Below are 12,258 nucleotides of genomic sequence, written 5' to 3' on the forward strand. Positions count from 1 at the left end.
ATTTCATCTCCTACGCCTTCTGAGGCACTGATGTAAGACCAGTTTCTACTAAGTGATAAATTTGTTCCGCACATTGATTATATACGGTTTGATCAGACCCATATGGGTCTGTAACATCACCATCTTGACCACCCCACTCGGAAATCGTTTTGATTTTACCTTCCTCAAACGGGAATTGGCGAAGTAGTACAGATTTGTGATCTTTCGTCATACCAATGATAAGATCTGCTGCATTAACGAGCTCCATCGTCAATGGTCTCGATTCATGATCAGAAATATCTGCAATGGAACGGACGGCTTCTACGGCTTGTTCAGTTGGTTTTGCTCCATAGGCGGCAAATAGACCAGCTGATACAGTCGTCACATCCTTATGTTGCTCCGCTGCAAGGGCCCGTGTAATACCTTCAGCCATAGGGCTACGGCAAGTATTACCGGTACATACAAATAAAATATTCATAATAACATCCTTACTTAATCACATTTTGTGATTACTTTATACATTATAGCAAATTCATCCAATATGTAAAGACATATTTCTATTATCAGTGGACATTTTTATTTCAGTAAATTTACTTATAAATGATATGATGACTCGAGGCCTTTTCCATGCGGTTCATAATGGCAACACCAAAACCGTCGTCATCAACACCTTCTGCCAAGATTAAGGCAACATGATTTTCATTAAAATATAATAGGCTTTTATAAAAGTCATGGCCTAATGATAAGGCATCACCATAGTTGCCAAAACAATGGAATATAAAGCGTGTATCCTCTTTCATAAGGTTATACGTTTCATGACTCACTAAACAACCTATAGGACCTTCTATCCCCTCTGAAAGCTCTTTAAAAGTACTTGCCACCCGCTCTGGACTACCTACAACAACTGTCATAGGTGCATCAGGAGCATAATGGGTATACTTCATACCAGGAGCTTTAGGCTTAGTTGTAGCATTAACGAGAGCAGTATCATACTCAACCGTAGATACAACAGCTTCAAGTTGTGCTTTTGTTATTCCACCTGGTCTCAATATAATGACCTTGTCATCATGTACTTCTACAACAGTAGACTCTACACCAATCATACATGGTCCTGCATCTAAAATATAGGAAATACGGCCCTTCATATCATGGTAAACATCTTGTGCCGTTGTCGGACTTGGCCGTCCAGATATATTAGCACTAGGAGCCGCTACCGGTACACCGGTACGCTCTAATAAGGATCGACAAATTGCATGATCAGGACAACGTAACGCCACACGAGGCAAGCCACCTGTAGCACGATCTGGCACTAAATCTGATTTAGGCAATGTGATTGTCAATGGACCAGGCCAAAATGTATCCATTAATAATTGTGCCGTATTTGAAACCTCTGTTACTAAAGGTTTTATACTTTCACTATTAGGAACATGTAAAATAAGTGGATTATCGGATGGACGACCTTTAGCGGCGTAGATTTTATCCATTGCCTCTGGATCAAGTCCATTGGCGCCAAGTCCATATACAGTTTCTGTAGGAATGGACACTATTTCGCCATTACGCAAGGCGCGAGCAAGCATATCTAGTTCTTGATCTGATGGATTTGTAATAATTTGAGTATCCATATTATCCCTCATATACAGCTGTTACAACGCGGTCATTTCCACCAAGGTCAGTAATACATCGAATATTAGAGTACTGCCCTGTTTCTTCTAATAAAGCCTTTACAGCCTCAGCTTGATCAAAACCTATTTCAAAGGCTATATGGCCTTGCGATTTTAAATATGTGCCACATGTTTTAGCCAAAATACGATAGAAATCAAGTCCATCTTCACCGCCAAACAAGGCAATATGGGGCTCATTTAATACGTCCTGAGACAATAATTTAACATCCCCAGTACGGATATAGGGTGGATTTGATACGATGAGATCAAATTGTTCATTTTTACCATCTAGGGCAGAAAACATATCGGACTCTAACAATTGAACACGATCATTTAAATTGAATCTTTCACCATTCTCCTTCGCCACTGACAAGGCATCTGTAGATATTTCAATACCCATGCCACACGCATTCGGCAAATAGTTCAATAGACTTAATAATATCGTGCCAGGGCCCGTACATACATCAAGAATACGAATATTACTATCCTTTTGATACGTGCCTAGTACATGCTCAATCAACGTTTCTGTATCAGGTCGTGGAATCAATACCTTATCATTAACCTTAAAGGTCAATCCCATAAAGTCCTTTTCCCCAATAATAGCCGCTACACAATGCCCCTTAGCTCGTTCTTGAACGAGAGGTCTGAAAGCATCGAGTTCCTCTTGAATAAGCGGTTGGTCATAATGGGTATATAGATAAATACGATCCTTGCCTAAAACGTGAGAAAGCAGTACTTCCCCATCAAGTCGAGGTGTATCCATCTCCTTGCTTTGAAAGTACTGCTCTGTCCACTGGAGAATACGACCGATTGTCCAAATCTCCTTATGCATTTGTATTAGCCTCCTGCATTTTTGCCGCTTGGTCAGCAGCATTTAAGGCTTGAATGATTTCATCTAGATCGCCATTTAAAATAGCATCTAATTTATACAATGTTAAGTTAATACGATGATCAGTTACGCGACCTTGTGGATAGTTATAAGTACGAATACGTTCACTACGGTCACCTGTACCAACTTGGCTCTTACGGTCTGCTGCCATGCTAGAAATAGCCTCTTGCTCAGCTTGGTCTTGCAATTTTGCACGCAATACGCGCATGGCTTTTTCACGGTTTTGTAATTGAGAACGTTGATCTTGACATGCTACAACGATACCAGATGGTAAGTGAGTAATACGAACAGCAGACTCAGTTTTATTGATATGCTGACCGCCTGCACCACTCGCGCGATAGGTGTCGATTTTTAAGTCTTTTTCATTAACTTCAATATCAACATCTTCCATTTCTGGCAATACCGCTACTGTAACTGTAGACGTATGTACACGACCTTGTGTTTCTGTAGTAGGTACACGTTGTACGCGATGTACACCAGATTCGAATTTCATCTTAGAGTATACATTTTCACCATCTACGGAGAAAATAACCTCTTTAAAGCCACCTAATTCAGGCTCATTGGCATCGATAATCTCACAACGCCAACCTTGGCTTTCCGCATATTTTGTGTACATACGGAACAAATCGCCTGCAAATAGTGCTGCTTCATCACCACCGGCACCACCGCGAATTTCAATGATAATATTCTTATCATCATTAGGGTCCTTAGGCAATAATAGGATTTGTAATTTATCTTCTAATTCCTCTTTTTGAGGTTTTAGCTCTTTTAATTCCTCTTGTGCCATTTCACGGAATTCTTCATCCATGGATTTATCTTCAATAACTTCCATAGCTTCATCAATACCAGCTAATACTTTTTTATAAGTACGGAATGTTTCAACTGTTTCAGATAATTGAGCATGTTGACGTGTTAATTTACGCCATTCATCTTGGCGTGCAATCACTTCAGGGTCACTGATGCGCTGCTCCAGGTCCATAAATTTATCTTCAATAACTTGTAATTTATCTACTAACATGTTTATTCCTCTTCATATGCATCACTCTCAGAAGGGCGAACCTCTTCAAGAGCTCGTATAGCGACTTCAATTTGATCATCTTCTGGTTCACGTGTGGTCATGTACTGTAATGCAAGACCTGGTTTGATAAGAGCTTTCACAAAGGAATGCTCACTACGACCAGCAAGACGAATAACCTCGTACGCAATACCTGCCACTACGGGCATAAGCAGTACGCGGCTCAGAATACGTTCTAACAAATTAGGCCAACCTAAAAAGGCAAATACAAAGATACTTACTACCATAACGATGAGTAAAAAGTTTGTACCACATCGAGCATGTAAACGACTTTGTTGACGAACGTTTTCTACAGTAAGAGGCAAGTCTAATTCATAGGTATGAATTGTTTTATGCTCTGCCCCATGATATTGGAAAACTCGTTGAATATCCTTCGTAAGGCCAATACCCCAAATGTAGAGTAGAAAAAGAACTAAACGAATGACACCTTCAATGAGATTTAATACTACATGATTATCCTGTACACCAGGAATAAATTTTACGATAAAGGTAGGCAATGCCAAAAATACAGCTATCGCAAATATGGTGGAAATAACCATAGTAATGGCAATTTCACTATTAGACATTTCTTCCTCTTCATCGCCAGCGGCTTTAGCGGAGAAGGACAATGCCTTCATGCCAATAACTAGAGATTCATAGAGGGCTACACAGCCCCGAAGAAATGGTTTTTTCAAAATTGGATATGTGTCAGCAATAGATTTTGTAGGCTCTTTTTGAACTACAATGGTTCCTGATGGTTCTCGTACAGCTGTTGCTGTAACACCAGGTCCCCTCATCATGACACCTTCGATCACAGCTTGTCCACCGACAAACTTTTTAATACGTTCTGTGTTCACAAGAGCTCCTCTCATAAACAAATAGAGGCAGAGCCCATAGCCCTGCCAATAGATGCTACATTACATGACAAATTATTTGCCGTAACGTTTGTTAAATTGTTCAATACGACCACGAGCTTGAGCTGCGCGTTGTTGACCAGTGAAGAACGGATGGCATTTGGAGCAAACGTCTACACGAAGGTCTTCTTTTACAGAGCCAGTTTTGAATGTGTTGCCACAACCGCAAGTTACTGTAGCTTCTTTATAGTCTGGATGAATACCTTGTTTCATTCTATACACCTCTTTCCGACAATCAATATTATTCTTATAGATTATAGCATGACATATGCACAAATGCAAGTTGCCAATACTATTCCTTGGATGCTTGTTTTTCTTCAATAGACTCAGCTAGGATGGTCTCTAAGTCACTTTCATTAAGGATGTCACGCAATGCGATGAGCTCCTCTAAAGAAAGGGTAATACCCTTTTTCATGCTTGTATATTCACTATCCCAAGCACGAAGGTCAAACTTAGGATTATATTTGCCCCAGCTAGTGCATGTTAATTGTTTTTTCCAACCGTCTTTATCTTCAGATAAAGTACCAATAACTTTGAAGATTTCAAAATTAATAACAGCCATGAATCCTCCTTTCTTACACATGCGTGTAGTATGTTTCATACCTACTATATTTAGTAGTTTATATTTTTTAGGATACGATATATTTTAAACTAAATATGGGACTTTTACAATTAGTTTTTATAATCGCTATAATCTTCAATATCAATAGATGTTGTAGGTGGCATAACTTGAGCGCCTAATTCATCTACTGTAGATTTCCAATCTTCTGTCGCTGCTGTCACAGCCTTGATATACGCTTCATCAGCTGCTTGAACAGATGTGATTAGTTGAGCCTCGTCGTTAACATCTAATACGCGTCGGCGTACGCTGCTAAGCATATAACCGAATGACTCATCTGTTTGAACGAGCATGGAAACTTCTTGAATCAATGTTTGACCAATAGTGCTACAGAAGTATGCATACCACATATAGGCTAATTCAGCATCTGGGAACATCCAATAAATGTCCTCTTTTGGTGCTTCTGTAGTAATATCTACATCTACATGATCGGCATGACGTTTAAATGTAAGGAAATAAGCGCCATTTTCAACAAGAGCATTACGACCTAATTCAGAAACTCGGCTGTCGATACAGTAAATACCATCTTGTCCTAAGGCTACATCAGTTTGACCACCTGGTAGCAAAATAGAGCGTAAAGACAAGCCATAATTTAATACTGTGAATACGGGTAATTGAGCAAATACGCCATGAGGCAATGGAATATAGTTAATTGTTTTCCACTCATCCCCTACGCGTTCACGAAGGCCAACGCGCATCTTTTTAACATCGTATTTACCATATACAATTTCATAAGCCCCTAATGGAGTCCATTCACGAATCGCTTCTACACGCTTTTGATTCAAGAAGAATTGTAATGCCATATTATTTAAGCCCAATTGGTTTTGTGCCATTGTAGCAGGTAAGAATAATTGTGCAGTCCCTTCTGGAACAAGATTATGTAGTCCATTTGCCACTTCTTCCACAATATCTTCAGAGGATTGGAACATGCCAACCGTACCTGTAAAGATATGGTCAAAATAGCTACGATGAGGCCATTGATTAATAATTTGCGCCATTGGATATAAACGTGTCAAAATGCTATAGCACACTGGAGATGCCGTATAAAGCACAACTTTTTTATCTTCATAAGATTGAAGGATTTCTTCAATCATACCTGCGTATTCTTCTACATACGCATATAGAACGAGTTCTCCCGTTTTACTATGGACTTCGATACTTTCACGAACAGGAGTCTCCCAGATAGTACCAACATCTAGACCATCTAAAATACCTGTATCACTAATGAAGTCAAATAATTCCACTCTAAAAGATGGACCATATAGAGCTTGGAATGTATTCAAATCATATGGAACAGGACCAAAAGACTCTACTGTAGATTTTTCTGCTAACGCATATAAATCATCTGCCGTTACGCCCCACTCACGGGAGCTAGCATTACTAGAAATCAATTGATCTAGTACTTTAAAACGCATTAACTCATTTACAATATCAATTCCTTCAATGCCATGAGTAGCACAAAGGGCAATAAATTCTTCGTTATTTACTTTCATATTAAACCTTTCCCGCCGAAGGGCATACATGATTTAAAAAACATTCTTCACATAAAGGCTTACGAGCCTTACATAATTTACGGCCATGGTAAATTAACCAGTGATGGGCAGCAGCCCAATCCTCTTTAGGGATAGCCTTTTGCAATTTCTTCTCCATCTCTTCTGGTGTTTTAGCAATCCCCAATTTTAATCGGTTAGACACACGGAATACATGGGTATCTACAGCAATCGCTGGCGCGCCAAACAATACAGACACAACCACATTAGCCGTTTTACGACCCACGCCAGGTAATTCTACCAGTTGATCAAATTCGCGTGGTACCTCACCATGGTATTGTTCTACCAAGATTTGACAGGTAGCAATTAAATTTTTCGCTTTAGACTTATAAAGACCGCAGTCTTTAATAAGGGTTTCTAGTTTTGTAACCCCTATTTCAAGCATTTTAGCAGGATGATTTAATTCAGGAAACAATCGTTTCGTAACGATATTAACCCTTTCATCCGTACATTGTGCAGATAATACGACTGCCACTAATAATTCAAATTCATTTGTATACTCAAGGGCAGGTTTTGCATCAAAATAATGCTCTTGCAATAATTTCAATTGCTCTGCCTTTATTGCTTTTGTTACACGCATATAGCTCTCCTTTCTCACTTGTGAAAGTACAGACGCGTACAACTTATATCTTACCATACGTATTCATTTAGTTCTATGTTATAATAAATCATGTTATTCTAATATAGAATACAGGAGGTCAATATGAGCAATATTAACGATACATTAAAACGTATAAATGAACTAGCAGCAAAGAAAAAATCTGGGCAACAACTCACACCAGAGGAATTAGCAGAAAAAAAAGAACTTTATGAAATTTACTTAAGCTTCATTCGAGGCCAAATCACAGATACATTGGACCGTGTTGAATTCGTGGATCCTGAAACAGGTGAACGTACAGCTCCTAAACAAGCGCTCGAAAACTTGGCTAAAAAAGCTGACCAAGACATTAAAGAACATAAAGATATCCACTAAAAAAAGCCACTTGATATATATCAAGTGGCTTTTAGTAGGGTTATAGGACAAAAAGTGTGTGTGACTAATCCCAATAAGTTGGAAAATCTGTAGACATATGTAGCTCATTCCAAACAGGAGCATCACCCCATTGAGGTATTGAGCGATCTATTTGGCAATAATCAGATAACCGTTTGTAGATAGCAGCAATCGATTCATCTGTAGGCATACAATTTAATATATCTGAAATAGAAAGCGGTCTTGGTGAGTGCATATAGCACCACCAATAGACCGCTTTTAGTCTTCTTTCAAGTGAAAGGCCCCTATGAGATCGTAACATACTTCTTAGTTGAGCATTTACTCCACCTTCAATACGATTATTTGTTGTAGGTACTGTAATATCAATACATTCCAAAAATGTAAATAAAGTTTGTTGCCTAATCAGACGCCATAATGATGATTCGGCTTTAAGCAAACGCTCATGTGTAGAGCGTTTGTTTCCGAATTCATCAATCGTCATTTCTCGTAAAAAATCAGAATATGTCATTCGCCACGCTGAAAGTTCATTAATCCATACAAGAGCTTGATCCATTGTTTTCACATTAAATAAATCTTTAGCCAGAGTATAAAGATCCTTTCCTGCTAACGTTTTAGGTCTACTTGTCGTATATCGTCTAACCTGACAAAAAATGTGAAACAAGCATCTTTGGTGACTGCTATGAGGCCAAACTTTACGTAATGCTTTAGGCAAACCATTAGCACCATCAGACACAACAACTTTAGGTTCGGCAATCCGTTCCATTAAACACTGCCAAGCTCTAGCATGCTCATAACGACAGACATACCATCCTAGAACATGAGTATCATTGCAACAAATCAAAACACATAAATTCCTAGCTAAGTAAATTCCATCAAGATATACCACATCATGTACTTCTTCCACTTTTGGTGGCAATGGCCATATGGACCAAAATTTAGCGGTTTTACGCCTGAATGTACGACCTTTACCAGGCATATCAGCTTGAATATTGGTGCTGAATAACCAATTCAAGAATAGGCTTAACTCTTTACTTAAATTATTAATTTTAACGGTAAATGCCACCTTACAATGTTTGCAAAACCAACGCTGAGAACCAGATTTTAAAACACCGTGTTTAATGCATGTTTCATTACAATCAGGACATTTTATTTGTCGCATAAACTCTTCCTCCATATTTGTTTATATATAGGAAGATATAACCTCATTTTAGTCAGTAATTACAAGGGTTAATTGATGTTTTCACCCACACTTTTTGTCCACCCTCAAACTTCTCCAAAAAAAGATTAAACCCTTATAACACTAGTAAATATCTAGTGTTATAAGGGTTTTTACACACACTTTTTGTCCTATAAGCCTTTTAGTATTAGCAACAGCATAAATTATAATTTGCCGAGTCGTTTCATAGCATTATAAATTTTTTCAGCTAGTCCTGTCATTTGGAATTTAGGAATACCACAGGCAGCTATGCGAATACCGTTAGCTAAAGCGATAACATAGATATGTTCTTTTTTCAACTCTTCACAGATAGCATTAGCAGAATCTGTAGGAATCGTAATAAAGAAACCACCGCGATATGGCAACATAGGAAGACCAACTCGTGCTGCTTCTTGTTTAAATATATCAGCACGATCGCGAATCAATTGATAATAGCAATTACGTTCATCTTCATAAGCTTTAAACTTAGCTGGATCAGCTACAATATTTGCCATTGTACGCATTGCAGGCCGGCATATATTAGACCATGTAGCACGGCTTGTAGATTTGTTGATTTCTAAGAATTCATCAGCAATTTCTTCATCATCAGAAATACCAATCAAGGCACCTACACGTTGCCCATACATAGTGAAGCCTTTAGACAAGCTATAGCAAACACATGTAAGGATTTCTTTTGGCAAATGACTGAATTTACTAAAGAATGCACGAACCTCTTCTTTTTCACCAGAATAATCAAGGTATGCAACATCAATGCCAATGATTACATTATTACGGCCTATAGCAACGAGTTCTTTCAAGAAGTTAAGGATAGATTCCCAATCTTTGTCCTCTATAGAGTAACCTGTTGGGTTATTACCAGGTGTATTAAACAAAATTACCACATTTGTTTGTTTCGCAGCTAATTCATTTACACGATTTTGGAACGCTTCATGGTTAAAGTTATTATGTTCATCAAATAGAGAATAGGTAACAAGTGTACGACCTACATCGCTACAAAGTATACGATAGGCACCCCAGTACCAATCAGCAGTCAACACCTCATCACCAGGTTCTGTATAGTTATGAACTAAGTGATGAATACCGCCTGTACCACCTGTAGTAGCAATACTACGAATATGACCTTCTGGACGAGATTGTCCAAAGCATTCCGCCTCTGCAGCAGCAAGGAACTCAGGTACACCTGCAATCGGAGCATAACCAATATGTTCAGAATCTGGAAGACTTAAATATTCGTCCTTAACGGTTTTAAGGAATACTAATTTACCATCTTCATCATAAATCGCACCTAATGTACCATTAACAACGTTCTCGCGACCATTTTCTTTAGCATCAGCTTGGGCTTGGCCAGCAGTTACAAAGATTACATCTTTAAGTTTTTTCCCTTTTGCATGCTTTGCAGCAACACTTGTCATAACTTGCACCATCCTATCTAAAATGAATTATTACATATTTATCATACCTAAACTTATTTAATTATACAATGAGTATTTAAAAATATATTGTATACATAAGAAAAAATACTAATTACAATCTGAATTATAAAAAAGCTAAGGTATATAGGATATATACAATATCCTATATAAAATATTTTTATAAATCATATGCTAGTATTTATAAAAAAAAGACCACTCATTAGAGTGGTCTTTGATATCCTTAGAAGGAGTAGCCTACACCAGCGTGTAAACCTTTTGCAGTTTTATCGTTGCTGTTTACGCTATATTTATCATAGCCATAGTATACGTTCAAGTCTACATCAGGGCGAACTTCATATTGAGCACCTACTTGGTAAGTTTGTTTAATATCGTTACCCCAACCAGCTTTAGCAAAGCCGTTTACTTTTTCTGTCAATGGCACATGACCAATAACACCAGCTTGGAAACCTAATTCTGTATCATTTGTACGAATTGCAGTACCAGCACCATATACGTTTACGTTTGGATGCACTTTATAAACTAATGCTAATTGATGATCTTTAATGTCCCCATTTTTTGCATTCAATTTATCATAAGAATATTGAACAGCAGTTTTATTGGAAAGATCGTGTTGCAAAGAAACACCGAAACCGTCGTTGCTATTGCCGCCACCTTTAGATACATGTTGTTTAAACGCATAATCAGCTTGTACTTTAGTGGAACCGTCGCTAATTTTTGTTACAGGTGCCGCTGCAAATGCACTACCTGCCACAACTGTAGCTGCTAGAGTTAATAATACTAATTTCTTCATTTGTACCTCCTATACACATATCTCAAGATATGTCTTACTAAGTTACTTATTTACGAATGTTTTGATTATACACTCTATAAATTAGCGTTTCATGAATACAGGGATATCTGGGATACCGCTGTTAGTTGTTGTTGTAGTGGATGCTGGACGAGATGTAGTAGTTGTTTTACCGAATTCTGGTACGCTTTTAGCGTTATTGCCAAAACCAGTTGCTACAACAGTAACTTGAACTTTATCGCCCAAGCTTTCATCGATAACAGAACCGAAGATGATATTTGCATCAGGGTCTGCTGCATCAGAAATAATTTGAGCAGCTTCGTTTACTTCAAAAATACCCAATTCGGAGCTACCAGAAATGTTGAGCAAGATGCCTTTTGCACCATCAATGGAAGTTTCCAACAATGGGCTATTGATAGCCATTTTTGCAGCGTCTGCAGCACGGTTTTCACCTGTACCTTCACCAATACCCATCAAAGCTTCGCCTTGATTAGTCATGATAGTTTTAACGTCTGCAAAGTCAAGATTGATTAAACCAGGAATTTGGATCAAATCGGAAATACCTTTGATACCTTGACGAAGAACTTCATCAGCTTTGCTGAATGCATCAGATACGGAACATTTTTTATCTACAACTTGTAACAATTTGTCATTAGGAATAACGATAATTGTATCAACTTTTTGAGTCAAGAACTCAATGCCTTTTTCTGCCGCAGCACGACGACGTTTGCCTTCAAATGCGAAAGGTTTAGTTACAACGCCAACTGTTAATGCACCAACTTCTTTAGCACATTCAGCTACGATTGGAGCAGCACCAGTACCAGTACCACCGCCCATACCAGCAGTTACGAATACCATATCAGCACCTTCAAGAGCTTTAGTAATTTCTTCACGGCTTTCTTGAGCTGCTTCTTCACCGATTTGTGGGTTAGCACCAGCACCAAGGCCTTTAGTAACTTTTTCACCGATTTGAATTGTTACATCCGCTTTAGACAATTCAAGCACTTGGTTTTCTGTATTAACGGCTAAAAATTGAACACCTTTAATTTGGTTATCAACCATACGATTAACAGCGTTATTACCGCCGCCACCAACACCGATAACTTTAATATTTGCAAAATCAGACATTGAACTTCCTCCTCTTATCGTTATCTATTGTATCAAT

14 protein-coding genes are annotated in these 12,258 nt (G+C 38.3%); 1 reads left to right on the forward strand and 13 read right to left on the reverse strand.

All coding sequences use genetic code 11. The annotated features are described in order from the left end of the window. Positions 1–10: 10 nt before the first annotated feature. The 9 genes from VEIS1202513_RS04300 to nth form a co-directional block, all read right to left on the reverse strand. Positions 11–457 (reverse strand): low molecular weight protein arginine phosphatase, encoded by a 447-nt coding sequence (locus VEIS1202513_RS04300; protein WP_155086716.1) that lies wholly within the window; start codon positions 455–457, stop codon positions 11–13. Positions 458–569: 112 nt separating this feature from the next. Continuing rightward, positions 570–1,601 carry an L-threonylcarbamoyladenylate synthase gene (locus VEIS1202513_RS04305; RefSeq protein WP_213467916.1) on the reverse strand — a complete coding sequence of 344 codons (1,032 nt, stop codon included), beginning with the start codon at positions 1,599–1,601 and terminating at the stop codon, positions 570–572. Position 1,602: 1 nt separating this feature from the next. Beyond that, positions 1,603–2,472 (reverse strand): peptide chain release factor N(5)-glutamine methyltransferase, encoded by an 870-nt coding sequence (gene prmC, locus VEIS1202513_RS04310; protein WP_213467917.1) that lies wholly within the window; start codon positions 2,470–2,472, stop codon positions 1,603–1,605. Then, positions 2,465–3,547 (reverse strand): peptide chain release factor 1, encoded by a 1,083-nt coding sequence (gene prfA, locus VEIS1202513_RS04315; protein WP_213467918.1) that lies wholly within the window; start codon positions 3,545–3,547, stop codon positions 2,465–2,467. The genes prmC and prfA overlap by 8 nt, the downstream gene beginning before the upstream one ends. A gap of 2 nt (positions 3,548–3,549) precedes the next feature. After that, the gene (locus VEIS1202513_RS04320; protein WP_213467919.1) at positions 3,550–4,455 is read right to left on the reverse strand and encodes a DUF1385 domain-containing protein; all 906 of its coding nucleotides are present in this window, start codon (positions 4,453–4,455) and stop codon (positions 3,550–3,552) included. Positions 4,456–4,512: 57 nt separating this feature from the next. Continuing rightward, positions 4,513–4,710, reverse strand: a complete 198-nt coding sequence (gene rpmE, locus VEIS1202513_RS04325; RefSeq protein WP_004696185.1) for a 50S ribosomal protein L31 — start codon at positions 4,708–4,710, stop codon at positions 4,513–4,515. A 79-nt stretch (positions 4,711–4,789) separates the two neighbouring features. After that, positions 4,790–5,059 (reverse strand): YdbC family protein, encoded by a 270-nt coding sequence (locus tag VEIS1202513_RS04330; protein WP_005386267.1) that lies wholly within the window; start codon positions 5,057–5,059, stop codon positions 4,790–4,792. Between the two features lie 110 nt (positions 5,060–5,169). After that, on the reverse strand, positions 5,170–6,609 hold the full coding sequence (locus tag VEIS1202513_RS04335; protein WP_213467920.1) for a hypothetical protein: 1,440 nt from the start codon (positions 6,607–6,609) through the stop codon (positions 5,170–5,172). Between the two features lies 1 nt (position 6,610). Then, positions 6,611–7,246: an endonuclease III gene (nth, locus tag VEIS1202513_RS04340; protein WP_213467921.1), complete on the reverse strand. Its 636-nt coding sequence runs from the start codon at positions 7,244–7,246 to the stop codon at positions 6,611–6,613. Between the two features lie 123 nt (positions 7,247–7,369). Between nth and VEIS1202513_RS04345 the strand changes: the two genes are divergently transcribed. Next, positions 7,370–7,639 (forward strand): DUF896 domain-containing protein, encoded by a 270-nt coding sequence (locus VEIS1202513_RS04345; RefSeq protein ID WP_105098329.1) that lies wholly within the window; start codon positions 7,370–7,372, stop codon positions 7,637–7,639. A gap of 64 nt (positions 7,640–7,703) precedes the next feature. On the opposite strand, the gene VEIS1202513_RS04350 is transcribed toward VEIS1202513_RS04345, so the two are convergent. From VEIS1202513_RS04350 to ftsZ, 4 genes are all read right to left on the reverse strand, one after another. Continuing rightward, a complete protein-coding gene (locus VEIS1202513_RS04350; protein ID WP_105085552.1) occupies positions 7,704–8,816 on the reverse strand; it encodes an IS1249 family transposase in 1,113 nt (370 codons plus the stop codon). 221 nt (positions 8,817–9,037) lie between these two features. Next, the gene (locus tag VEIS1202513_RS04355; protein ID WP_213467922.1) at positions 9,038–10,285 is read right to left on the reverse strand and encodes an aminotransferase class I/II-fold pyridoxal phosphate-dependent enzyme; all 1,248 of its coding nucleotides are present in this window, start codon (positions 10,283–10,285) and stop codon (positions 9,038–9,040) included. Between the two features lie 241 nt (positions 10,286–10,526). Beyond that, the gene (locus VEIS1202513_RS04360) at positions 10,527–11,096 is read right to left on the reverse strand and encodes an outer membrane beta-barrel protein (RefSeq protein ID WP_024064722.1); all 570 of its coding nucleotides are present in this window, start codon (positions 11,094–11,096) and stop codon (positions 10,527–10,529) included. Between the two features lie 81 nt (positions 11,097–11,177). After that, positions 11,178–12,221 carry a cell division protein FtsZ gene (ftsZ, locus tag VEIS1202513_RS04365; RefSeq protein WP_129823114.1) on the reverse strand — a complete coding sequence of 348 codons (1,044 nt, stop codon included), beginning with the start codon at positions 12,219–12,221 and terminating at the stop codon, positions 11,178–11,180. Between the last annotated feature and the right edge of the window lie 37 nt (positions 12,222–12,258).

Source organism: Veillonella orientalis, from assembly GCF_018406505.1.
Taxonomy (GTDB): domain Bacteria; phylum Bacillota; class Negativicutes; order Veillonellales; family Veillonellaceae; genus Veillonella; species Veillonella nakazawae.